Source organism: Rudanella paleaurantiibacter (assembly GCF_009184635.1).
In the GTDB taxonomy this organism is placed as follows: Bacteria; Bacteroidota; Bacteroidia; order Cytophagales; family Spirosomataceae; genus Rudanella; species Rudanella paleaurantiibacter.
Map to the genome: position 1 here is coordinate 358,848 of NZ_WELI01000003.1, position 25,940 is coordinate 384,787.

Consider the following 25,940-nt stretch of genomic DNA (forward strand, 5'->3'; position numbering starts at 1 on the left):
AGGGCAGACAGTTACACCATCCACTATCCATAACTCACGTTATTTTGATTGATACAGTTATCTAACTCGATCCTTTTACGTATGAAGTAATTTTGGGTTCCTCAATTTTCGTAGGAACTCTGATAGGATCTCATGAGCTGAAACGTTGCGTTTGCGGTGTGACTAATAAAGTGCCCCGGTACGGCCGTTCACCGGACCGGGGCGGCATGTCATGACGCGACTTCGGGCGTGGGTACAAGCGCGTCGGCGTACAGGCTCAACAAGACTTTTTCGGGGGTCATGGGCGCGTCGAAAGGTAAGTTAGACGAGGGGTTAAACGCCCGAACGGCATTCCGCAGGGCGAAATAAGCACCAATGCCGTACATCAGCGGGGGCTCACCAACGGCTTTGGACCGGAAAATGGCGTAGTCGCTGCCCGCTGTTTCGAGAAAATGAATGTCGAGTACGGGCGGCACCGAATAAATATCCGGGATTTTGTACGTCGAGAGAGCGTTGGACAACAGACGACCGTCGGCGTTGTAACGAAGGTCTTCCATAGTCATCCAGCCAATGCCCTGCACAATGGCCCCCTCGGCCTGCCCCCGGTCGACGATGGTATTCATGCTCTGCCCAAAATCATGGGTTACCCGCACGTAATCGACCGTGTAGGTGCCCCGCAGGCAGTCGACCGTAGTTCCGACCAAAGCCGTGCCGTACACATGGTACGCAAACGGATGGCCTTTCTCTACGGTAGGGTCATAATGAATGCCCGGCGTGGCATAGTGAGCGTGCTCCGACAGGCAGACCCGCTGCTGATAAGCCTCCAGAATGAGGTCGTTCCAGCCCAGATCGCTCGGCTTATTGCCTACCCAAACGACTTCGTTGCGAATAGAAACCTCCTCGGCTTGAAGCCGGGCGCGGGCTACCCCCAACAAACGTTCGGTCAGGGCCTGACAGGCCAGTTGAAGAGCTTTGCCGTTGAGGTCGGAGGTGGCACTCGCAGCCGTGGGCGAAGTATTGGCAATGCGGGTGGTGTTGGTCGGTTCAATTTTGATGCGTTCGGGCCGCACCGACAGGCAGCGGGCGGCCACCTGCACCATTTTGGTATTGACCCCCTGCCCCATCTCGACCGCGCCCGTACTTACGCCCACGCTCCCGTCGGCATACAGATGCACGAGGGCCCGCGCCTGATTCATCCATTTTTTGGTGAATGAAATGCCGAAACAGATTGGCATGACGGCCAACCCTTTCTTTTTGAGCTTGTTTTGGCGGTTAAACTCGTCGACTTCGCGCTGTAACTCCGGCAGGTCGTAGCGGGTGGCGGCATCGGTCCAGCAGGCTTCGGCTTCGCAACCGTCGGCCACTTGCCCGTAATGAAACGCATCACCTTCGCGCAGCAAATTAGCCCGCTGAATGTCTAGGGCCGATACGCCCAGCTCTTCGGCCGCTTTGGCAATGGCCGCTTCGATCACAAACATACCCTGCGGCCCACCAAACCCCCGAAACGCCGTATTGGAAGGCAGATTGGTGCGGCACGAGTAAGCCGTAACACGGAGATTGGGAATAAAATAGGTGTTGTTAGCGTGAAACAGGCTCCGCTCCAGCACCGCCGGCGACAGGTCGGCCGAGGCCCCGGCATCCTGATACAACGAGGCCGTGTACGCCCGAATTTTGAGGTCTTTGGTCAGGCCAATTTTGAAATCAGAGGTGTAGGGGTGCCGTTTGCCGGTCATGCGGAGGTCTTCCATCCGGTGCAGCACATACTTTACCGGACGGCGGAGGCAGTGCGTAGCCAGAGCCACCAAAGCCGCCCATAGGTTAGCCCCATCTTCTTTTCCCCCAAAACCGCCCCCCAGCCGGGTCACGTCGATCTCGATTTTGTGCATGCCCAGGCCGAGTACCCGCGCTACCGCCCGTTGCACGGCGGTTGGCCCCTGCGTTGACGAAAACAGCCGGATATTACCGTTTTCGAGCGGAATAGCGTAAGCTCCCTGGGTTTCAAGGTACAGGTGTTCCTGCCCGCCCGAGTCGGCCCGTCCTTCAAAAATGTAGTCACAATCGGCAAAAGCGGCTTCGGCATCGCCGGTCTGAAACGTGCGCGGGGGCACAATCAACTGGCCCAGGGCACAAGCCTCGCGCGGGTCGGTCACTACGGGCAAAGGGTCAATGTCGGCCCGGATCAGCGTAGCGGCCCGGCGGGCAATTTCGTCGGTTTCGGCCACAACGAGGGCTATGGGCATTCCCCAGAAGTCGACGGTTTGGTCGGCCAGCAGCACCTCGTCGGGGATAATACCCCCAATCTGATTCTCGCCGGGAATATCGCGGGCGGTCAGAATCCGCACCACACCGGGCAGGTTGCGTGCATCGGCCAAATCGAGCGAGCGGATACGCCCATGCGCCACCGGCGACCCAAACACACAGGCATATAACGTACCGTTGACAATGGGCAGATCGTCGAGATATAACGACTCGCCCCGGACGTGGGTAAACGAATCAATGTTTTGCATAGGTCAGGATAGGTTGTGGGTCTCGCTCAGGAACGTGGCAAAATGAGCTTTGAGCAACTGCCGTACCAACAGGCGCTTGTAGGCAACGGAACCGCGCACGTCGCCAATCGGGCTGATTTCCGTTTGGGCAATGGCGTTGGCCTCCTCGAGCGTGTGTGGGTTAAGTGGTTTCCCGGCCAGAAAGGCCGACGTACGGGCCAGATACAACGGCACGGGCGCTACGCCCCCCACCGACAGCTCGGCCCGGTGAATACGGTCGCCATCGGTTTCAATCAAGGCTGCCGAGTTCACACTCGCAATGTCGAGGTAGGTGCGCTTGCATACCTTTTCGAATCGGAACTGCGCACCGGGGCGAGGCAAGGTAAAAAAGAGCGATTCGAGTACGTCGTGCGGGTGCTTGTTAAGCGTTTTGTAACCCCTGTACAGGTCGCGCAGGGGCACAATACGCCGGACATTGTCGCGAAAAAAGACCAGTTGCGCGTCCAGAGCCAGAAACCAGATGGTCAGGTCGCCGATGGGCGATGCGTTGATGAGGTTGCCGGCCAGCGTACCCATGTTTCGGATAGGCGTCGACGATACCAGCTTGAGGTGGGCGGGCAAGTCGGGAAAATGGTCGAGCAATACCGGCGACTCACCCAGTTGGGCGGCTGTGCAGGCCCCCCCTATCGACACAATGTCGTCTTCGCGCCAGACGGGCGGCTGCTCGTCGGCTCGGAACACGTGCCGTACTGCCGCATGCCGCATGGTTTCGGGGCGTTGCACGTAGAGGTCGGTACCGCCACCCACCAACACCGCGTCGGTAGAGGCATCGGTATGGATACCCGTTGCGTGCAGACCATTCGCCCCCGGCGCTTCCAGCTGAGCCATCCGTTGCGGTATCTGGGCAAAATAATCGGGCAGGAACCCCTGTTGTACCAGCCACGGAAGGGCGTCGGTCGGAGCGGGCCGCTCGCGCAGGGCGGTACTGATCCGGTCTACGGCCCGTTCGATAGACTTGTAGCCTGTGCAGCGGCAAATATTACCGTCGATACTGGCAATACCCTGCTGAGGAGTGGGGTCCTTGTGGCTCAGGCAGTAGCCCGCCAGCGAAACCACAAACCCGACCGTGCAAAAACCGCACTGTGTACCACCTTCATCTACCATAGCCTGCTGTACTACATTGAGGGTATTAGGGCGATTAAGCCCTTCGATGGTTACAATATGTCGCCCTTTGGCATTACCGAGGGGCATCAGGCAGGAGGTCATGGAACGGTAGTGCATCAGGCCGTCGGCCCACTCACCTACCAGTACGGTACAGGCCCCACAGTCGCCTTCGCGGCAGCCGGTTTTGGTACCGGTCAGGTGCTGATTGGCCCGAATAAAGTCAAGCATCACGGTGCTCGTCGGAGCATCCGTTTGAATAAGTCGGTCGTTGAGAAGGAATCGAATCAAGAGAACTATGTCTGTTTTAAGGCTATTTTGTAAATATAAAACGATTCAATTGCCTTTTACTAAGTCTATCTTATTATTCTATCCTTTCAATGAGACTTTTTTTGAGGAAGGTTGATTCAGCTAAACATAAGAGGTGTCAAGCTGAATAGGTATAAAAAAAGATGACATCTCTCCAAACGAGATGTCATCTTCCGTGGCTCCAAGCAGGATGTACAACAAGCGTAATCCAGCAAGGGATATCGTTAATTAATCTTCAACACGGCCATAAACGCTTCCTGCGGAATCTCGACGTTGCCGACCTGCCGCATCCGTTTCTTGCCTTTTTTCTGCTTGTCGAGCAGCTTGCGTTTCCGCGAAATATCCCCCCCGTAACACTTGGCCAATACGTCTTTGCGAAGGGCGCTGAGGGTTTCGCGGGCAATGATTTTCTGGCCGATAGCCGCCTGAATCGCAATCTCGAACTGCTGACGCGGAATCAGTTCGCGGAGCTTTTCGCACAGTTTCTTGCCCCATTCGTATGATTTCGAGCGGTGCACAATAGCCGACAGAGCATCCACTTTGTCGCCGTTGAGCATCACGTCGAGCTTCACCATGTCCGACTCTCGGTTGTCCATAAACTCGTAATCGAGTGAGGCATACCCGCGCGAAATGGTCTTGAGCTTATCAAAAAAGTCGAACACGACCTCGGCGAGGGGCATCTCAAACTGAAGTTCCACGCGGTCGGCGGTGAGGTAAACCTGATTTTTCAGAATGCTCCGCTTGTCCATGCAGAGGCCCATAATGCCACCCACGTACTCGGCTTTCGTAATAATCTGTGCCCGGATAAACGGTTCTTCGATAAAGTCGATCAGGTTCGGCTCAGGCATATCGGCGGGGGCCGAAACCTGTAGCTCCTGGCCTTTGGTAGTCAGTACTTCAAACCGCACCGACGGGACCGTGGTAATCACGGTCATGTTGAACTCGCGTTCGAGCCGCTCCTGCACAATCTCCATGTGCAGCATACCGAGGAAGCCGCACCGGAAACCAAAGCCCAAAGCCGCCGAGGTTTCGGGTTCCCAAACCAGAGCCGCATCGTTGAGCTGAAGCTTCTCCATCGCGTCGCGGAGGTCTTCAAACTCACTCGTCTCAACCGGGTAAATGCCCGCAAAAACCATTGGCTTTACTTCCGAGAACCCTTTGATGGCTTCCGTAGCGGGGTTTTCGAGCGTCGTGACCGTATCGCCTACTTTCACTTCTTTGGCCACTTTGATACCCGAAATCAGGTAACCTACATCGCCACACTCGATCACATCTTTGGGCTCCTGCGTCAGGCGGAGCGTACCAATCTCATCGGCAATGTACTCCTTGCCGGTGTTCATGAACTTCACCTTATCGCCCTTGCGAATGCGGCCGTTCTTAACCCGGAAAATAACCTCAATACCCCGGTACGAGTTAAAATGCGAATCGAAAATCAAGGCTTGCAGCGCTCCGTCGGGTTCGCCTTTCGGTGGCGGAATCCGCTCGACAATAGCGGCCAGAATTTCGGGAACGCCAATACCCTCTTTACCCGATGCCGGAATAATGTCGTCGCGTTCGCATCCGAGCAGGTCTACCATCTCGTCTTTGATCTCCTCGGGCATAGCGCCGGGCAAATCAATTTTGTTCAGTACCGGGATGATGACCAGATCATTGTTGAGGGCCAAATACAGGTTCGAAATGGTCTGAGCCTCAGTACCCTGTGAGGCATCCACGAGGAGCAGGGCCCCTTCGCAGGCGGCAATCGACCGCGACACCTCATAGCTGAAATCGACGTGACCGGGCGTGTCGATCAGGTTGAGCGTATATTTCTCGCCTTTGTGGACGTAGTCCATCTGGATGGCGTGGCTCTTGATCGTAATACCGCGCTCCCGTTCCAGATCCATGTCGTCGAGCAACTGGGCCTGCATGTCGCGGGCCCCAACGGTCTTGGTAAATTCCAACAGGCGATCAGCGAGTGTGCTTTTGCCGTGGTCAATGTGGGCGATAATGCAAAAATTACGGATGTGCTTCACGTTGGGAAGTCTACTTTAAGTAGTTTGAGCGATACGACCTGCGGTTTTCAACTTTGCCATACTGTACCTTCTTTGCTCATAATCAAGCTAATACAGATAGGCAAAGACAAACAACCCATCGCTCGTATGCCACCAATCTTACAAAATTACGAAGGAATAGTTCACCGATAAAACGGAGCCGGTTGTTTGGCCTCGATTCACCGGATTTGTTCACCTCATTTTAACTCTAAAAGGGGGTAATGGGTTGTGTACACGCCCGATTTTTCCCGGTTGCCCGCACCATGCACCGTTGGGCGTAATTCATTAATTTTGCTTTTTCATTACCTAACTACATGTCTCATCACAAACCCTTTGGCTGGCTGTTATGGCTGGCCCTCGCGTCGCCCCTGGTGGGTACCGGGCAATCGGCACAGGCTCCGGCAGCCAATGTGACCGCTTCTGCCAAACAACGCTTTGCCAGTTTGCAACAGGCGCTCTCGGCCGGTGGTCAGCTCAACGGTTCGCAGGGGCCACGCAGTGTCAACTGGATCGACAACGGACGGGCGTTCTCGTACCTCGACGGGCAAAGCACTATTAAAACCTTTACGCCCCAAACCGGGCAGGAAACCGTGGTTTTCGACGCCAGTGGACTTACGTTTCCCGGCACAACCCAAAAGTTTGTTTATCAGTCGTTTCAGTGGTCGAAAGACTCGAAAAACATCCTGTTTCAAACCAATTTCCGGCCGGTGTACCGGCGATCAGGTATTTCGGATTATTACAGCTATTCGGTGGCCGACAAATCACTGAAGCTGGTAGCTAAAGATGCTCAAACCGCCGAGTTGGCCCCCGATGGCAGCAAGATTGGCTACGAGCGGGGGGGCAACCTGTTTGTGTTCGACTTCGCGGGCGGTAAAGAAACCCAACTGACCAACGATGCCGCGCCCGCTTTCTACAACGGCCGCTTTGGCTGGGCGTACGAAGAAGAGTTTGGTTTGGCGCAAGCCTGGGAATGGTCGCCCGACAGCAAGTTTATTGCGTTCTGGCAGTCCGACGAGCGGCAGGTACCTATCTACAAAATGACCGATTACAAGGGCTTTAACGAGAAATACGACTCGCTGCCCTACCCCCGCGTGGGCGATACCAACCCCAGCGTTCGGATTGGTGTCATCGAGATTAGTAACGGCAAAAAGCAGTGGATGAACGTAGACCTACAGGATGGCTACATTCCGCGTATCTACTGGACCAATGTAGAAGGTCAGGTGGCTCTGATTCACCTCAACCGCAAACAAAACCACCTTCGGTTGTTCATGGCCAACGGCCGCACGGGCGAGGCTCGGCCCATCATGGAAGAAAAAGCAAAGACCTGGATTGACGTATTTGACTTTTTTGCGGGCATCAATCACCTGATGTACTTCCCGGCGGGCGTGAACGAGTTTTACTGGGTATCGGATCGCGACGGATACGCCCACCTGTACCGGTACGATTACACGGGTAAGCTGCTCAACGCCGTGACTTCGGGCGCGTGGGAGGTGACCTACGTGCACCACATCGACGCCAAAAACCGCAAAGTGTATTACACCTCTACGGAAGTGTCGCCCCTGGAACGGCAGTTGTATGTGATTGACATCGACGGCAAAAACAAGCGTCGGCTTACCAACACGCCGGGTCGGCACACGGTCAATGTGGCCCCAGCCACGGCCGACAGCAAGGGCAACGGTGTGTATTACATCGACCGGTATTCGAACACCACCACCCCCACTCAGGTCGAACTGTGGGATACAAAAGGCAAAAAAATCAAAACGCTGGAAGCCAACAGCCGCGTGACCGATTTTGTGGCTAAAAACGCCATTGCCACTAAAGAACTGGTCAATTTCACCACATCCGACGGGCAACGCATCGACATCTCGATTCTCAAACCGGCCGATTTCGACCCCAACTCGAAAAAGTACCCGGTGCTGGTCGATATTTACGGTGGCCCCGGTGCGCAGTCGGTGTACAATGATTTCAGCACGAGTGCATGGCATCAGTACCTCACCCAGCAAGGATACGTGGTCGTGAGTGTCAATAACCGGGGTAGCGGAGGTTACGGCCGCGACTTTGAGAAAGTTGTGTACGAGCAATTGGGCAAATACGAAAGCCTCGACTTTGCCGAAACCGCTAAGTATCTGGCCAAACAGCCGTGGGTTGACGGCAACCGGATGGCCATTCGGGGGCATAGCTACGGCGGCTACATGAGCAGCTACACCATGCTGACGCACCCCGGTGTATTTAAGGTTTCTTTGGTAGGCGCTCCCGTAACCGACTGGCGTTTGTACGATAGCATCTACACCGAACGCTACATGGGTCTGATGCCCGAAAACGAAGCTAAATACAAGGCTTCGGCTGTGACGACGTACGCCAAAAATCTGGCGGGCAAAATGTTTGTGGCCCACTCAACCATGGACGAAAACGTGCACGTTCGGAACACGTTCCAGCTGATGAATGCCCTCGAAGACGAAGGTAAGGATGCCGACCTGCGTATTTATCCGCCGGGTGCCCACGGCGTAGCTTACAACGGTGCTTCGTATGTGCTGCTGCACCAGCAATACACTGATTATCTGGCGCAACACCTGAAATAGCTCAAGGCTGTCAGCAGGGCTGGGTTTTACATGTATTAATTTGCGTGAACTGTCCAGTATGGAGCGATTGTATAGCTCTGTACTGGACAGTTATTTTGTACGGAGATTTTTAAGGCACAATAATTGTTACACCATTCATTGATAACCCCTTAGTCTCTTTTTTGTAGCGAAATCCGGTTGTATACACACGGATTATATTGCCAATCCGTTACTAAATCGTTTGCTGCGTCGACCCTATGCGTCTTTGCCTCCTGCTTGTCGTTCTGCTCGTCTCGTTCTCGGCTTCGGCCATGAGCGATGAACAGAGTATGCCCGACAGCCTGACGCATACCCCCACCGACAGCAACCGTACCCGGCCACGCCCGGCTATTACCTGGGCATTCAACCTCGATTTCCGAAACTCGTTTATCATGCGGCACCCGGTCAACGTATGGGGTATCAACTCAGGTATTACGTTTGGCCGCAAACGCCACCACCTCACGTTAGGGTATTACTGGCTGACGTACGCCAATCAGTTGCGGCTCATCAACTGGCGTCGCGATGCCCTCCAGCGGGTCAATTTGGGGTATTACACCCGCACCGATGTGTGGTTTATGAGCCTGCTTTACTGGCCCAACCTGATTCATAACAAACGCTGGATTCTAAGCACTCCGGTTGAAGCTGGCGCGGGCAAAGCCTTAGCACTGCCCACCACGCTCGGCACCGATCAGGAGGCTCCGCGCACCCAAAGTGGTTTTTTTGTGCCCGTTCAGGTGGGCCTCTACAGCCAATGGAAAGCCACTCGTTGGGTAGGTCTAAGTACGCAGGTTGGGTATCGGTACGCCTTTCACTCGGCCCAAAGCCTACCCTTCAACGGAGCCTATTACAGCTTTGGCGCTACGGTTTTTCCCGCTTTCTGGACCGACCTTTGGCGGGCTATCCGACACAAGGAGCGGATTTCGCCTTTTCGCGAGCCTGCTTCGCGCCGAAAGGGCAAACCGGAACATCTGACACGCTAAACCATTTTAAACCGGACACTTAACGTGATTCACGTTAAGCAAAAACAAATTAGAACGCGGATGACACCGATTAGGCAGATTAGCGTATATCTGCTCAATCGGTGTCATCCGCGTTCTAATTTAATTCATGTTAGTTTGGACAACATGAATTACAGAAATGGCTGGCACAAGGGCCGAACTTCGTTTTACAGACTCTTCTGCTTCATCATTTTCACGGCGTAGTCGGCCGCGCGGGCGGTCAGGGCCATGTACGTGAGCGAGGGGTTCTGGGTCGAGGTCGAAGTCATGCAAGCGCCATCGGTCACAAATACATTGGGGCAGCTATGCACCTGATTCCACTTGTTCAGAATCGACGTTTTGGGATCGTTGCCCATACGAGCCCCACCCATTTCGTGAATATCCAGCCCCGGATTCCGGTGGTCGTCGCGCACCCGAATGTTGGTAAAACCAGCCACCGTAAACATCTCCGTCATCTGCTCCTGGTAGTCTTTCACCATCTTATCGTCATTGGCGTCGTAGTCAATGGCGATTTTCAACTGCGGAATCCCGAACGGGTCTTTCAGCGACGAGTCGAGAGCTACGTAGTTGGTTTCTTTCGGGATGGTTTCGCCCATCATGTGCGAGCCCACGTACCAGCCACCCAGTTTGGGGTTAAGCAGGCCCTGCTTGAGGTCGGCCCCTAAACCACTCTGATCGGCCCGCGAGATTCGGCCTGCACTGAATCCGGCCGCGTATCCCCGCAGGAAGTCAGTTTCCTGTTTGAGCAAATTGCGGAAACGGGGAATATACGGGCTATTGGGTCGGCGGCCTTCGGTGGTTGAATCGAGGTTGCCGTCGAACTCCGCCGAGATACCCGCCCGGTAGTTATGGAAAGCCACGTACTTGCCCAATACTCCGCTATCGTTGCCCAGCCCGTTGGGGAACCGGTTCGAAGTCGAGTTGAGCAACACCAGGTTGGAGTTCAGCGCGGCCGCATTGAGGAAAATGATTTTGGCGTAAAACTCCTGCATCTGCTTCGTTTGCGCATCAATCACCCGCACACCGACGGCCCGTTTTTTAGCCTCGTCGTAGATAATTGAATGCACCACCGAATGCGGCCGCAGGGTCATTTTGCCGGTACGCATGGCCCACGGAATCGTGCTGGAGTTGCTGCTGAAATAGCCGCCGTAGGGGCAGCCGCGCTCACAAATAGTGCGGTGCTGGCACTGCGCCCGGCCCTGCTGCAAATGAATGGGCTGCGGCTGGGTGATATGAGCAGCCCGGCCCATAATCACGTGCCGGTCTTTGTACTTACCCGCTATTTTCTGCTGAAAATGTTTCTCCACGCAGTTCCACTCGTGCGGGGGCAGAAACTCCCCATCGGGCAGGCTCGCCAGGCCGTCTTTGTTACCCGAGATACCGGCAAACTTCTCGACGTAGCTGTACCAGGGGGCAATATCTTTATACCGGATAGGCCAGTCGACCGCGAATCCATCGCGGGCGGGGCCGTCAAAGTCAAAGTCGCTCCACCGCTGGGTCTGCCGCGCCCACATGAGCGACTTACCGCCCACCTGATAGCCCCGAATCCAGTCGAAGGGTTTCTCCTGCACGTAGGGGTGCTCGGCATCTTTCACAAAGAAATGCTGGGTACCCTCATAAAACGCGTAACACTTACTGATAATCGGGTTAGCGTCGCGCACCTCTTTGGGCAACTGCCCCCGGTGTTCAAACTCCCAAGGCTGCATCATGGTGGTGGGGTAGTCGGTCACGTGCCGCACATCCCGACCCCGTTCGAGCACGAGTGTCCGCAAGCCTTTGCCGGTAAGTTCTTTGGCAGCCCATCCGCCACTAATCCCCGATCCTACCACAATGGCATCGTAGGTATTTTGCGCAGCTGCATCAATATTGAAGTATGACATGATAGCCTATGTGGGGAGTTTCTGTACAGGTAGGCAACCTTTTCAGCCCACCCGTAACCCCCGTTTGTATTTCCTGAACTGTTTTGGGTTCGGGTCTGGGCAGCGAGGCCCAAACCGGTGTTGTTTAGCCAGCCACGGGCACGCAGCCTTTATAGCGGCCGGGCACCATTTCGTAGTGGGTTAAATTGGTCATAACGTACTCGGAATTCATGTAGCCCCGAATGGTCAGGTTTTTCACGAGCGACAGGAACTCTTTCTGCCCCGGCACGGTCGATTGCTGCATTTGTTTGAGCACATTGAGCCGCCCAGCCGCGTCGGTTTCCAGAAATGATTTTCCGCCCGTTGCTTTCGCTACCTCATCCAGAGCCGTAAAGCCTTTCCGAAAGGTATCCTGCGCAGCTTTATCGTAGCAGTCGGCCACCATTTTTTGGACAAACTGGTGTACGTTCAGGGCTTTGGCCCCCGGAATTTCGCCTTTCGACGGGTCGGTGGCGGGGGTAGCCGGAATGATGGTTTCGACCAGTTCGGCCAGCAAGTTTGTTTCCGCTGAGGAAATAAGCCCACCCATCGGGCCCGTAGCCCGGAGCGATTCGGGTGTCCAGCGGGTAGCCCAGCTGGGCAGAACGGCAAGACCACCCACCGCAGTGGCCACCATTTTTAACGCGTTACGTCTTTTCAAGGTCCAAATTTTAATGGAAATCCAATTCTGACAAGGCTTCCCCTGCTCATCTTTGATAACGAAAAGAGACCGTAAAAATGAGCGTAGGGCACCAATACAAAGATAATTAATCTGGAAAGCTAATGTCCACGCCGTTAGACAAATCGGCTAATGAATTGCATAAAAAGCTGTTAACCAAGCCCATTTAAGCAAAAAACAGCGCTTCTGCCTTTGTTCCGGGCGCGTTGTTGGGTAAGGGTTGTATCTTTGATGCTTCGACCACCGAGAAGAGCACGAGCGTAACCCGTTGAATTTCTTTCTATGAGCGCTGACGCTGAAAAACTACGCATATATGACAGGCCCGATAACAAGGGCTGGAAAAAATGGGGCCCTTATCTCTCCGACCGGGCCTGGGGTACTGTCCGCGAAGATTATAGCCCGTATGGCGATGCCTGGAACAATGTCACGCACGACATGGCCCGCTCCCGCGCTTACCGCTGGGGCGAAGAAGGAATCGGCGGTATTTCAGACAACAAAGGCCACGTTTGTTTTGCCCTGGCCCTCTGGAACCACCGCGACAATATTCTGAAAGAGCGTTTCTTCGGACTGGCGGGCCCTGAGGGCAACCACGGCGAAGACGTGAAGGAGCTGTACTACTACCTCGACAGCACGCCCACGCACTCCTACATGAAGATGCTGTACAAGTATCCGCAGCGGGAGTTTCCGTACAATCAGCTCGTGATCGAAACCATGCGCCGGTCGCGCCATGACCCCGAGTTTGAACTGATTGACACCGGCATTTTCGATCAGGACGAGTACTTCGATGTGTTTATCGAGTACGCCAAAGCCGACCAAAACGACTGGCTCGTTAAAATCACGGCCCACAACCGGGGTGCCGAACCGGCCCCGCTCACGTTGTTACCCACCATCTGGTTTCGCAACACCTGGTCGTGGGGGTACGAGCAGTACAATAGCCGGCCCATGCTCAACGGCATTGCCAACAGTCAGATCGAGGTGAACCACAAGCAATTGGGCAAATTTAAGCTCTATTGCGAAGGGGCCGACGACCTGCTGTTCTGCGAAAACGAAACCAATACCGAACGTCTCTACGGCCGCCCTAACTCGACGGCTTTTCCGAAAGACGGAATCAATAACTACGTTGTTGGCGGTCAGGCCGACGCCATCAATCCGAACAAGATCGGGACGAAAGCCTCGGCTCAGTACACCCGCACGGTAGCCCCCGGCGAGTCGCTGACGGTGCGGCTGCGATTCAGCGACAATACCCACCTGAGTCAGCCTTTTGCCGATTTCGATCAGGTATTCGAAGTCCGTCAGGATGAGGCCGATGCCTTCTTCGACCACCTCCAACAAAACGTTGACACCCCCGAACTACTGAACATTCAGCGGCAGGCCTATGCGGGCATGCTCTGGAACAAGCAGTTCTACTATTATAACGTTGACGAGTGGCTTAAAGGCGACCCAAAAATGCCGGTGCCGTTTCAGGGGCGGGTATATGCCCGCAATGAGACCTGGCGGCACATGTACACGGCCAATATTCTGAGTATGCCCGATAAGTGGGAATACCCGTGGTTTGCGGCTTGGGACCTGGCGTTTCATACGCTTACCCTCGCCCGGCTCGACCCCCACTTTGCCAAGCGGCAACTGGCCGTTATCCTGCGGGAGTACTACATGCACCCCAACGGGCAGATCCCCGCTTACGAGTGGAACTTCTCGGACGTAAACCCACCCGTACACGCTTGGGCCACCTGGAAAGTGTACGAGATTGACCGGCAGATGAACGGCGTGGGCGACGTTGACTTTCTGGAGCGGGTGTTTCATAAGCTACTGCTCAACTTTACGTGGTGGGTAAACCGGAAAGATGTAGCAGGCAACAATATTTTTGGCGGGGGCTTCCTCGGCCTCGACAACATCGGGGTCTTCGACCGGTCGCAACCGCTGCCAATGGGTGGGCGCATTGAGCAGGCCGATGGTACCGGCTGGATGGCCATGTACACCCTCAACATGCTTCGGATTTCGTGCGAAATAGCCCTAACCCGGCCATCGTATCAGGACATGGCGAGCAAGTTCTTCGAGCATTTTCTGCACATCGCAGCCGCCATGAATAACCTCGGCAAGGAGCACATCAGCCTGTGGGACGAGGTGGATCAGTTCTATTACGACGTACTGCACACCCCCGATAACAACGCCCGGCTGCTCAAAATCCGGTCGATGGTGGGTCTTATCCCTCTGTTTGCGGTGGAGGTTCTTGATGAAGACCTCCTGAACAAACTCCCGGACTTTAAGCGCCGGGTGGAGTGGGTGCTCAAAAACCGGCCCGACCTGGCCTCGCTCGTATCGCGGTGGCACGAGCCGGGTAAAGGCGAAACGCACCTACTGTCGCTGCTCCGGGGGCACCGCATGAAAATGCTGCTGAAACGGATGTTCGATGAGACCGAGTTTCTGTCGGATTACGGTATCCGGGCCCTGTCGAAATACCACGAGCAGCACCCGTACCAGTTTGTGCTCAACGGCGAGATGTTCCAGGTTAAGTACGTTCCGGCCGAGTCAGAAGCAAGCATTTTCGGCGGTAACTCCAACTGGCGCGGGCCGGTCTGGTTCCCGGTCAACTTCCTGCTGATCGACTCGCTCCTGAAGTTTTACCAGTATTACGGCGACGATTTCGAGATTGAATATCCCACCCATTCGGGGCAGGTGATGAGCATCAAAGAAGCCGCCGTTCAGGTGGCGGAGCGGCTCATCAATATTTTCCGGCGCGACGAAAAAACGGGGCTTATTCCGGCATTCGGCAACGAAGAGAAATTCCAGAAAGACCCTTATTTCCGCGACCTGTACCTGTTTTTCGAGTACTTCCACGGGGATGTGGGGGCGGGTCTTGGGGCGGCTCACCAAACCGGCTGGACAGGTCTCGTGGCCGACCTGATCGAGTACCGATACCTGTACCAGACCGAAACCGCTAATCTGGCGGTGAAGTAGGTTACACAACATGAGTCATCCCGGATTTTAGGTTAGGAGAATTTTCTTACCCGAACGCCCCGTTAGGGGCCCAATATTGGTAGAAAAGACGTCTTATCGGAACACCAGAGCCCCGAAGGGGCGTAACTTGTTTAAGGTTACGCCCCTTCGGGGCTCTGGTACTGGGTCCATATTCCGGTTGGCTACCGATGTTCGGCCCCTAACGGGGCATTGAACCAAAAACACCAAGACCTTAAAATCCGGGATAACTCATGTTTTTGTGAATGATGGAAAATTACTGGCGCACAGGGCTACAGCTTCAAATACCGCTCCACAGCCGCACAATCGGTCAGGTCGAGCCGCCCGTTACGAACCTGATTGATGATTACGTGCGTGGGCGCAATTAGAATAATCTTCACATCGGCCTTGTACGTGGTCAGAATCGTCGACCCCTCATTGATCGTCGTCAGTTTGGCCGTTACCTGCACCCGGTCGGGAAAGTTCCGGGCCGAGGTTTCGACGACGCTCGGCGGATCGGTGGGTATAGCGCTGAGGTACATCGATTGAATACTGGTGAGTGTCCAGGCATTGAGGCCGTCGCGCAGGTACACGAGTACCACCCCTTTATCAGCCACTTCGGCATACTTCTCTGGCGTAAACTGCCGGAAGCCCCTGGATGTGTACATTTTAGTTATGGAGCTATACTCGGGCGTTCCCAACGGCCGAAACACTTCGTTGGGGTAGATATAACTCCAGGCATTTGCCGTGCCCGGTTCGCCAGGCTGCCCCGGTGCTCCCGGCTGACCGGGCGATCCCGGATCACCCTTGGGGCCTTGTGCGCCGGCATCCCCTTTAGGGCCCTGTGCCCCTGTGTCTCCCTTGGGCCCCGGAACCGGATCGGTCTGGCAAGCAGCCAGGGCGAACAGGCCAGATAGCAGGACAATTGTCACGCATTTCATGTCTTTGTCGTTTACAAAAAGTGAATGTTTGTAGTGTATGGATAGAGGAAGGCCGAGGCCGACCGTATCGTAACCCAAAGTTGAGATTGATCCAACGGCTGTAGAAGCCCAAAAGGTATCGGTTGTCAGTTTGGGCGACTGAATTGTGGATGCCCCTTACTGATTGGGGGCAACTAAAAATACCCACCGGCAAACAGTATCTTCTTGACAAAGACTAGGGGAATAGTGTAAGTTGCACTGCTAGTTTGGTAACGTGCCCATCCGTTATTCGACTCTCCCCTATCCACTCCGCTTTTGTACGCATGCCTTTCTGGTAATCTGGATTTGTGAACCAGATTAACTGCATCGTCAACCCTTTGCACTGTACCGTAATGTCTGTTCAGTATATCGAACCAATTTGCCATTTCCTGGATCAGATTGGCATACAAACCCGATACGAAACCTTGCAAGGCCCCACGTTTTTGCCGGGGTTACTCATTCAGAATGGTACCATCCTGATTGACCAGGAAAAGCTTCTCTACCCCGGTGATGTTTTGCACGAAGCAGGGCACATTGCCGTCTGTACACCCGAAGACCGGCCTCATTTAGGGGGTAATATTACCGATAATCACCCCGACAAGGCGGGCGACGAAATGGCCGTATTGCTCTGGAGCTATGCAGCCGCTCTGCACCTGAACTTACCGCCCGACATCGTCTTTCACCCAAATGGGTACAATGGCAACAGCCAATGGCTGATCGACCATTTTACAACGGGACAATACATTGGTTTGCCGCTCCTGGTCTGGATGGGATTGGCCCATAACCCTGACCCTAACCGGCCCGAAGTCGGGTTTCCGAATATGCTGCACTGGCTGAGGCCTCAGAAGCACGGAGGCACGTAGAAACAAGTCACCTGTTTTTGAAAAATCTTTAGCCGTACATCCACTAAAGTTGTACATATATCATATAATCATCAATTTTACTGGCCTATACGCTGGTTGGCGCCTGTGGTCATTTAGCTTCCACTCAACAAACAGTTTATCGTCATTTCCTTCTCACCTTAAGCCGCTCATTTACATGCAAAGACGTCTATTTCTTCGTCAACTTTCGGCCGGGTTTGCTATCCCGTTACTCCCTCTTTCCTCTGTACTGGCATCCTCGGTCACCAGTAGTGCTCAATCAGCACTGACTTCAGAATCAACCCGAAATGCCGCGACCCAGATTCGGAACGGTCAGCTCGGAACGGTACAAAGTATCCAGATCATCCACGGGTACAATCCAGCTTACACGCCCCCTCAGGCTCTTCGGCAAATTGCCGCTCAGCAACTCGAACTTACGGGCCAACTTCTTGGGCATGGTCAACCGATAGCAAATTCGGCGGCTTTTTTCGATGCTACGCCATCCAGTGCATTTGGCACGTACTCGGGTAAGCTAATGGTGTCGGATATCCAATTGACGTGGCAGGCCCTCGCCCGTCTGAACGCCGTCGATGATAAAGTGACCAGTACGCTACTGATTGCCGGCAGCAAGGCCCAACTTAGCCTTGACCTCAAGACGCACGCGTTTACGATTGCTCGCTATACGTACTGAGTCAAAAAGCAAATGTATACTGTTCAGTACCGGACATTCGGACTTCAGACATTAGACGTTAGACTTACTACCATTCTGTAGGGAGGTCTAACGGCCAACATCTAATGTCCAGTACTGCGTATTCATTATACATTCACTTAGTCAGTCTCCAGCTATCCAGCAGACTGAGTCAACCGTAGCCTAAGCCTGTTTCTATTTGCTTTCCTTTTTTTCGTTTTTATGGTTATTGACCCCGAAGTAGCCTCGAAGCCAGTACCTGCTGTGGCCGATACGCACGCCAAACGCCTGACGTGGTGGCTTGGCCTGACGCCCGCATGGCGGTCGGCATTCCAGACGGCCGTCCTGCAACATTCAGCTCACCCCATGGCCGAAGAATTAGAATACCTCTGGCAAATTCCGGCCATCCGGTTCACCGGCCCACGGGCTCCTTACCCAAATATGCCGTTTGAACTAACCGATTGTTCAGGTCTGCAGGGTATGAGTAATCTGGAAATTGTGGTGCTCACCCACCATCAGTTAGGGTCTGTTACCGAACTGGCCACATTACTCAAACTGCGGAGCCTGTTTGTTAACAACAACTCGATCAGGAGCCTAACCGGCATCGAATCCCTCAAGAAACTGGAGCAACTGTATGCACAGTTTAACCAGATTGATTCATTGGCTCCTGTTCGGGAGCTAACCAGCCTGCGGGAAATCTACATCAACTTCAACCCCCTGAAAACCCTTGATGGTATCACAGCAAAGCACGCCCGTAATCTGAAAGGGTTCTTTTGTTTACCGAACGACGATCTGCCCGACCGCGAAGTGATGCGTGTAGAACAACGCCTTGGCATTCGGTGCCGGGCCGCTTAAATCATTAGTGTACATCCAAACCGTATTAATTTATGGAACCTTACCTCGCCCAAATCATCATGTTCGCGGGCAACTTCGCCCCTCGAGGCTGGGCGTTCTGCCAGGGGCAGATTTTGGCGATTACCCAAAACACGGCCCTCTTCTCGCTTATCGGAACCACCTATGGGGGAAATGGTCAAACAACCTTTGGCTTACCTGATCTACGCGGCCGCGCTCCAATTGGTGTTGGTCAAGGCCCAGGCTTACCTAATATTAATTGGGGGGGACAAGGGGGAGCTCCGACGCATACCCTGATTAGTACTGAAATGCCAGCGCATAATCATTCATTGAATGCATCGTCTCAAGCAGGTAATACTGCAGCACCCGCTAATGCTTTCCTGGCCGCCACGGGCTCACTCGATCCCGAGTACAGAAGCACACTAGATTCAGCCGTACCATTAGGCACAAATTCAATGTCGGTTGTTGGCGGCTCGCAGCCCCACAACAATATGCAGCCTTATCTGGGAATGAACTTCATCATCTGTACCACAGGAATCTATCCGTCAAGGAATTAGGCCTGATCGTGTTTGTGTGTTAGCCTGTATCAGGGGCTATCAATTTCAGGACAAGACCCCTACGAAATTGCCCCATTTGGTACTTGCTTACTCACTATTTACCTGATTACCAATTGACCACCTCAAGCAGTTCACGGGCTGCTTTACAGTTTACAACTAATTCAAAATCTCTTTTTACACATGGAAGGATACATAGCTCAAATCATCATGTTCGCGGGCAACTTCGCTCCTCGAAGCTGGGCGTTCTGTAATGGGCAGATTCTATCGATTGCCCAAAATACAGCCCTCTTCTCGCTTTTGGGTACCACCTATGGGGGAAATGGCCAGACCACCTTTGCTCTCCCAGATTTACGTGGCCGAGTGCCGGTTGGTACTGGTCAAGGGCCTGGTTTACCCGCAGTCAATTTAGGCCAAATGGCTGGTACTCCAACGCATACCCTGATTAGTACTGAAATGCCAGCGCATAATCATTCATTGAATGCGTCGTCTCAAACAGGTAATACTGCAGCACCCGCCAATGCTTTCCTGGCCGCCACGGGCTCACTCGATCCCGAGTACAGAAGCACACTGGATTCAGCCGTACCATTAGGCACAAATTCAATGTCGGTTGTTGGCGGCTCGCAGCCCCACAACAATATGCAGCCCTATCTGGGCATCAACTTTATCATCTGCATGGAGGGCATTTTTCCAGCGCGTAATTAAGTCGTACGGCGAAGTATGCTGGTGGTCTCTCATGACGGGCAATTTTGCCGTAAAACGCAATTAACACCAGCTTACTTCCTACCCTTGTTACTCAACCTTTCTTTGAACCTTAGCTTTAACTCAATCATGCGACTTTCTCTACCACATCGGCCAGAAGCTCTGCGCCTACGCGTGCAACTTCACTCGCTAAAGTTGTTTTTTCTGGTGGTCGTGCTGCTGGCGAGCTTCGGGCAGGCTGTTCGTGCCCAAAGCCCACCCAGTTCGGTTACTGTATCGGGGGCTTGTCTTGCGCAAGCCGTTACATTAAATCTCAGCACAACCAATTTCGAGGGATCAAACCGGCCGTCCTATACAGCCACGAGTAGTGTCATTCTCAACGGGCAAACGTACGCAGGCGTTGAAATCAGTTTATCCTACCTGACCTCGGCGTCCGTCTGGGTCCTTAGTTTCGACGGTCAACCCTACCTGTCAAACACCTCAACGGGCAGCTTGCCTCCCACTACCGGCTGGTTAGCCGAAACATCAGGTGTAGTAGGACCCTGCACGGGCAATACGCCGTTGGTGGTACAACTACCAGCTACCCTGGCTACCGTGACTACCACCGCTCCAAGCGAAATACGACCCAACCGGGCCACTCTCGGCGGTAATGTCACCAACGATGGCGGAGGTGCTATTACAGAGCGCGGAGTCGTTTACGTAGCTGGCACCGGTACGCCCACTACTGCCAACACGAAAGTAACAGGTGGAACTGGCACGGGCGCATTCTCAGTAACAGCCACCGGACTATCGGCCAATACCCTTTATACGGTACGCGCTTATGCTATTAATAGTGCTGGTCCAAGCTACGGGTCATCGCTGACTTTCACAACGCCGGTAGCTTTGGCAGCTACCATTATTCAAACTACAAATGTCAGCTGTAACGGAGGGGCAAATGGATCTTTGGTGGCTTCAGTCAGTGGCGGAGTTGGCCCTTTCACATATAACTGGACACCCGGTAGCCCATCCGGCGACGGCACTACCACCATTACCGGCTTAGCCGCAGGCAGTTATACTATCACTGTGACCGACGGTCAGGGCACAACTGCTACAGCTGTAGGTACTGTCACGCAACCGCCTACGCTAGTCATCAATACCTTTTCGCAAACCAATGTTAGCTGCAACGGTGGCAGCAATGGCTCAGCTTCAGTAACGCCCTCAGGGGGCGTGGGTGGGTACACCTACAGTTGGGCTCCCTCGGGTGGCACAAATGCTGCCGCTACGGGCCTTGCGGCAGGGAGCTACACTGTGACCGTTACCGATGCCAACGCGTGTACAACCACGCGCAGCTTCAACATCACGCAACCACCCGTACTGGCTATTAGCAATTTCTCCCAAACTAACGTCAGCTGCAATGGTAGCAATACCGGCACAGCTACGGTAACACCTTCAGGGGGTGCGGGCGGTTACACCTACAGCTGGGCTCCCTCGGGTGGCACAAATGCTACCGCTACGGGTCTGGTAGCCGGAACGTACACTGTAACGGTAACCGATGCCAACGCGTGTACAACCACCCGAAGCTTTACCATTACGCAACCACCCGCACTGGCTGTCAGCAACTTCTCGCAAACTAACGTTAGCTGTAATGGCGGGTCAAACGGATCAGCTTCGGTAACACCTTCAGGGGGTGCGGGCGGTTACACCTACAGTTGGGCTCCTTCGGGCGGCACAAATGCTACCGCTACGGGTCTGGTAGCCGGAACGTACACTGTAACAATAACCGATGCCAACGCGTGTACAACCACCCGGAGTTTCACCATCACGCAACCCCCTGTGCTGGCATCAAGTGGCAACCAGACCAATGTTAGCTGCAACGGCGGCAGTAATGGATCAGCTACGGTAACGCCCTCAGGGGGCGCGGGCGGTTACACCTACAGCTGGGCACCATCGGGTGGCACAAATGCTACCGCTACGGGTCTGGTAGCCGGAACGTACACTGTAACGGTAACCGATGCCAACGCGTGTACAACCACGCGCAGCTTCACTATTACGCAACCGCCTACGCTAGTCATCAATACCTATTCGCAAACCAACGTTAGCTGCAATGGTGGCGCTACGGGATCAGCTACGGTAACGCCTTCAGGGGGCACAGGTAGTTACACCTACAGTTGGGCACCATCGGGCGGTAATGGCGCAACCGCTACAGGCCTTGCGGCAGGTAGCTATACCGTGACCGTGACCGATGCCAACGGTTGTGTGGCTACGCGCAGCTTTACCATTACGCAACCACCTGCACTGACCGTAACAACCAGCCAAACCAATGTCAACTGCAATGGTGGTAATACAGGAGTAGCTTCAGTATCGGTATCAGGGGGCGCGGGCGGTTACACCTACAGTTGGGCACCTTCGGGTGGTAATGGCGCAACCGCTACAGGCCTCGCGGCAGGTAGCTATACCGTGACCATTACCGATGCCAACGCCTGTGTTGCCACACAGACGTTTACCATTACCCAGCAGGCCGCTATTAGCATCACACCCAGCCAAACCAATGTTACCTGTAACGGCTTGACCAATGGTACGGCGGCCGTATCGGTATCAGGTAACTCAGGCCCATACACCTACAGTTGGGCACCTTCGGGTGGTAATGGCGCAACCGCTACGGGCCTTGCGGCAGGTAGCTACACCGTGACCGTTACCGATGCCAACGGTTGTGTGGCTACGCAAACCTTCACCATTACCCAGCCCAACGCGCTGGTATTAGGCGGTAACCAGACCAATGTGAGCTGTAATGGCGGGGCCACGGGCTCGGCTACCGTGTCAGCATCAGGCAATCCGGGGCCTTATACCTATATGTGGGCACCATCAGGCGGCTCTGCTCCAACCGCTTCGGGCCTGACCGCCGGTATTTACAGCGTGACGGTTATCAGCGGCAATGGCTGCACGGCCACCCGGAGTTTCACCATCACGCAGCCCCCGCTATTGGCAGCCACTACGAGCCAGACAGACGTTAGTTGCAATGGCGGGTCAACCGGGTCAGCCTCGGTAACGCCTTCAGGGGGTGTGGGTGGTTACACCTATCTGTGGAGTCCGTCGGGCGGCACAGCGGCTACCGCTACCGGATTGACCGCCGGTAATTACAGCGTACTCGTTACTGATGCTAACGGCTGCACGCTGACCCGAAACTTCACCATCAGCCAGCCCCCGGTGCTGAGCGTTGGGGTGAGCCAGACAAACGTTTCGACGTTTGCGGCTACCGATGGACGCGCTTCGGTTTCGGTATCGGGCGGAGCGGGTAGTCCATACATGTACGACTGGACACCCGGCAACCCAACCGGCGATGGTACCAACACTATTTCGGGTTTAGCGGCTGGTCTGTACAATGTGCTCATTACGGACCCTAACGGTTGTACAATCTCACAGAGCGTTACGATCACCCAACCCGGTCAGCTCACTACGCCAGCACCAGTCGTGTCGGCTCCGGCCAACGGGGCCCTGATCAACACGTCTACGCCTGCCATTGCAGGAACAGCCGCTGCTAACAGTACCGTCACGGTTATTGTGGATGGCAGCACGGCAGGTACCACAACCGCCAATGGTGCAGGCAACTGGACGTTCACGCTCTCGGTGCCGCTTTCTCAGGGGTCGCATACCGTTCGGGCGAGGGCGCAACTGACCAATCAGATTCAGAGCGTCGACAGCAATACAAATACGTTCACGGTCGACTCGAATCAGCCCACGGTGACCGTCAGCACGATAGCCACCAATCCAACCCAAGTATCGCCCATTCCAGTAACCATCTCCTTTAATGAATCGGTTACGGGGCTTACGCTGGCCGAAATCAGCGTAACCAACGGCACCGCGTCGACCCTGACCGGTAGTGGCAGTACCTATACGGTGAGCATCGTTCCGGCGGGTACCGGGCTGGTTACGGTCAGTCTGGCCCCCGGTGTGGCTCAGGACAATGCCGGTAACCAAAACCTGGCCTCGAACCTACTCAGCATCCAATACAATGCACCCAACGGTGCACCTACAGTGGCCAATGCGATTCCTCCGCAGTCGGCTACAGTAGGTCAGGCGTTCACGTTTACGATACCGGCCAACACATTTACCGACGTCGAAACGCCGAACAGCCTCACCCTGTCGGTGGCGGGTCTGCCCCCGAACCTCACGTTCAGCGGCAACACCATCAGCGGTCTGGTATCAACATCGGGTACCAGCACCGTGACGGTGACGGCCACCGACCCCGGCGGGTTATCGGTCAACACTACCTTTATCATCACCACAGCCAGTCAGCCTTTTGGCGGCACCGTGGTGAGCTACAACTGCCAAACCGGGGCAATTGTACTCGGCTCAGTAGGTAGCACGGGCGGAGTGATCGAGTATTTCGCGATTGGTGTAACAGGCTGGACTACCAACCCGAACCAGCTCATCGAGGCCGGTTTGCGCGCCGACCCGAAACCGATCACGATTCAGGTGCGGCAAAACGGCGTAGAAGGTCTGCCGTTTATCTTCAACTTTGGGCAGTTCTGCGGTAACAATACCCCGCCCCTACTGGTCAACGCGGTACCCCCACAATCGGCTACGGTTGGGGTCCCCTACACCCTGAATCTGGGTACTGTTTTCACCGACGCCCAGACTCCGGGCCAGATAACCCTGTCGGGCTCGGGCGTACCAGCTGGTCTGAACCTGATCGGTACGTTTATCACCGGTACACCGTCAGCGTCGGGTGTGAGCACCATTACGCTCACCGCCACCGATCCGGGCGGCCTCAGCAGCAGCACCAGCTTTGTGCTGACGGTGAGCCCTGTGGGTAGCCAGACAAGTACCCCACCACCTACAGGCGGGCTGTTGTCAGCCACTGTGGTGAGCTACAACTGTAGCACGGGAGCCATTGTCTTCGGTTCAACGGGTGGTAACGGATCGGCCGTAGAGTACCTTTCCATTGGCATCACGGGCTGGACCACCAACACAAATCACGTGATTGAAGCCGGTCTGCGCGCCGATCCGAAGCCGATTACGGTACAAATTCGGCAGAATGGCGTGTTGGGTCAGGCGTTTGTGTTCGACTTTGCCGCCTTCTGCACGGGAGCGCCCCAGCCCCCTGCAAGCACTACCAGTTGCGGCAGCCCAACGGCTACCCTGGGCAGCGCCTTGCAGGTAACGGGTGTAACCGAAGTCAACTGCCAGACGGGCTCATTCCGGATTCTGACGAGCGGTGGCAACGGTTCGCCCATCAGCTACGCCAATCTGGTAGGTTTGAGCAATGCCGACCCCAACAACTGTCTGCGGGTACTCGACAACCCCGACCTGATTCGGGCCGTGAACAACCCGGCTTCTGACATTGGTCCGCTCAACCTGCGGGTTACCCAAAACGGCGTTACGAGCAATACGTTTAGCTTTAACTTCAAGCAGTTTTGTACAGGTACCGCCCGGATTGCGCGGGCCGAAGACGCTCCGCTGGAAGTAACGGTACTGGGCAACCCCACCACTGCCGAGTGGGTAGCCGTGCGGATAGCCGGTGCCGGTAGCGAAGCCCTCTCGCTGGAAGTAGCTGATGCACAAGGCCATTTGGTGAGCCAGCAGCAGGCAACAGCCAGCCAGGGCGAAGCCACTACGCGGGTGCGGGTTGGTGCGTCGGCGGGTATGTACGTACTCCGGGTGAGCACACCAACACGGACCCAGACGGTGAAGATCGTCCGTCAGTAAATCAGGGCGTGACGTAACTAAAAAAGCCCCGGCTCATGAGCCGGGGCTTTTTAGTACCCAATTTCGTTTAGTCCAGACCCAGGTCTGTCGGGTTCTGTTGCGACCCCAGCGACGTCAGTACCCGGTCGAGTTTGGCTTTTAAATCCATCCACTCGTCAACACTCAGATCGGTAGTACTCAGGCTACCCACCAGCCGTTCGGGAATGGTAGCCGCCCGGCTTTCGAGAGCCCGGCCCTCAGGCGTCAACTCCACCAGCACTTTGCGCTCATCCTGGGTCGATTTACTACGCCGGATCAGCCCCATTGTTTCCAGACGCTTGAGCAAAGGCGTCACGGTATTGGTATTCAGCACGAGTTTCTGGCGAATATCATTGACCGTCACGTTGTCTTTTTCCCACAAAACCAGCAACGCCAGATACTGCGGATACGTGATGCCCAGTTCGTCAAGAAACGGCTGATACGCACGGGTGATGAGCCGCGAAACGGCATAGACCGGAAAACAGAGCTGATTTTCGAGCTTTAAGTGTTCTGTAGCCATAATACGTACAACA

The 25,940-nt window shown here is 54.8% G+C and carries 16 protein-coding genes; 9 read left to right on the forward strand and 7 right to left on the reverse strand.

Annotation, left to right across the window (positions count from 1 at the left end; genetic code table 11):
* Positions 1-209 precede the first annotated feature (209 nt).
* From F5984_RS10150 to lepA, 3 genes are all read right to left on the reverse strand, one after another.
* Complete coding sequence (locus tag F5984_RS10150) at positions 210-2,486, reverse strand: xanthine dehydrogenase molybdopterin binding subunit (protein ID WP_152124143.1); 2,277 nt, start codon at positions 2,484-2,486, stop codon at positions 210-212.
* Positions 2,487-2,489: 3 nt separating this feature from the next.
* Entirely contained in the window at positions 2,490-3,917 is a 1,428-nt protein-coding gene (locus F5984_RS10155) for an FAD binding domain-containing protein (RefSeq protein WP_152124144.1), read from the reverse strand.
* Between the two features lie 242 nt (positions 3,918-4,159).
* Complete coding sequence (gene lepA, locus F5984_RS10160) at positions 4,160-5,947, reverse strand: translation elongation factor 4 (protein ID WP_152124145.1); 1,788 nt, start codon at positions 5,945-5,947, stop codon at positions 4,160-4,162.
* A gap of 332 nt (positions 5,948-6,279) precedes the next feature.
* Here lepA and F5984_RS10165 point away from each other — a divergent pair, with 332 nt between their 5' ends.
* Positions 6,280-8,544: a S9 family peptidase gene (locus tag F5984_RS10165; RefSeq protein WP_152124146.1), complete on the forward strand. Its 2,265-nt coding sequence runs from the start codon at positions 6,280-6,282 to the stop codon at positions 8,542-8,544.
* Between the two features lie 236 nt (positions 8,545-8,780).
* The gene (locus F5984_RS10170) at positions 8,781-9,542 is read left to right on the forward strand and encodes a hypothetical protein (protein ID WP_152124147.1); all 762 of its coding nucleotides are present in this window, start codon (positions 8,781-8,783) and stop codon (positions 9,540-9,542) included.
* A 185-nt stretch (positions 9,543-9,727) separates the two neighbouring features.
* Here F5984_RS10170 and F5984_RS10175 read toward each other — a convergent pair whose 3' ends face one another.
* Both F5984_RS10175 and F5984_RS10180 read right to left on the reverse strand, forming a co-directional pair.
* The gene (locus tag F5984_RS10175) at positions 9,728-11,440 is read right to left on the reverse strand and encodes a GMC oxidoreductase (RefSeq protein WP_152124148.1); all 1,713 of its coding nucleotides are present in this window, start codon (positions 11,438-11,440) and stop codon (positions 9,728-9,730) included.
* 124 nt (positions 11,441-11,564) lie between these two features.
* On the reverse strand, positions 11,565-12,095 hold the full coding sequence (locus F5984_RS10180) for a gluconate 2-dehydrogenase subunit 3 family protein (RefSeq protein ID WP_185155490.1): 531 nt from the start codon (positions 12,093-12,095) through the stop codon (positions 11,565-11,567).
* Positions 12,096-12,419: 324 nt separating this feature from the next.
* On the opposite strand from F5984_RS10180, the gene F5984_RS10185 reads away from it, so the two are divergent.
* Positions 12,420-15,092: an MGH1-like glycoside hydrolase domain-containing protein gene (locus F5984_RS10185; protein WP_152124149.1), complete on the forward strand. Its 2,673-nt coding sequence runs from the start codon at positions 12,420-12,422 to the stop codon at positions 15,090-15,092.
* 290 nt (positions 15,093-15,382) lie between these two features.
* On the opposite strand, the gene F5984_RS10190 is transcribed toward F5984_RS10185, so the two are convergent.
* Positions 15,383-16,030 carry a collagen-like triple helix repeat-containing protein gene (locus F5984_RS10190; protein WP_152124150.1) on the reverse strand — a complete coding sequence of 216 codons (648 nt, stop codon included), beginning with the start codon at positions 16,028-16,030 and terminating at the stop codon, positions 15,383-15,385.
* Between the two features lie 371 nt (positions 16,031-16,401).
* On the opposite strand from F5984_RS10190, the gene F5984_RS10195 reads away from it, so the two are divergent.
* The 6 genes from F5984_RS10195 (at position 16,402) to F5984_RS10220 (ending at position 25,389) form a co-directional block, all read left to right on the forward strand.
* Positions 16,402-16,911 carry a hypothetical protein gene (locus F5984_RS10195; protein ID WP_152124151.1) on the forward strand — a complete coding sequence of 170 codons (510 nt, stop codon included), beginning with the start codon at positions 16,402-16,404 and terminating at the stop codon, positions 16,909-16,911.
* Positions 16,912-17,086: 175 nt separating this feature from the next.
* The gene (locus F5984_RS10200; protein ID WP_152124152.1) at positions 17,087-17,599 is read left to right on the forward strand and encodes a hypothetical protein; all 513 of its coding nucleotides are present in this window, start codon (positions 17,087-17,089) and stop codon (positions 17,597-17,599) included.
* A gap of 219 nt (positions 17,600-17,818) precedes the next feature.
* Positions 17,819-18,451 carry a leucine-rich repeat domain-containing protein gene (locus F5984_RS10205; RefSeq protein WP_152124153.1) on the forward strand — a complete coding sequence of 211 codons (633 nt, stop codon included), beginning with the start codon at positions 17,819-17,821 and terminating at the stop codon, positions 18,449-18,451.
* A gap of 32 nt (positions 18,452-18,483) precedes the next feature.
* Positions 18,484-19,005 (forward strand): phage tail protein, encoded by a 522-nt coding sequence (locus tag F5984_RS10210; protein ID WP_152124154.1) that lies wholly within the window; start codon positions 18,484-18,486, stop codon positions 19,003-19,005.
* Positions 19,006-19,185: 180 nt separating this feature from the next.
* Positions 19,186-19,707, forward strand: coding sequence for a phage tail protein (locus F5984_RS10215; protein ID WP_152124155.1), 522 nt, complete (start codon positions 19,186-19,188; stop codon positions 19,705-19,707).
* Positions 19,708-19,833: 126 nt separating this feature from the next.
* The gene (locus F5984_RS10220; protein ID WP_185155477.1) at positions 19,834-25,389 is read left to right on the forward strand and encodes a putative Ig domain-containing protein; all 5,556 of its coding nucleotides are present in this window, start codon (positions 19,834-19,836) and stop codon (positions 25,387-25,389) included.
* A gap of 67 nt (positions 25,390-25,456) precedes the next feature.
* Here the strand turns inward: F5984_RS10220 and F5984_RS10225 are convergent, their stop codons facing one another.
* Complete coding sequence (locus F5984_RS10225) at positions 25,457-25,927, reverse strand: MarR family winged helix-turn-helix transcriptional regulator (protein WP_152124157.1); 471 nt, start codon at positions 25,925-25,927, stop codon at positions 25,457-25,459.
* Positions 25,928-25,940 lie beyond the last annotated feature (13 nt).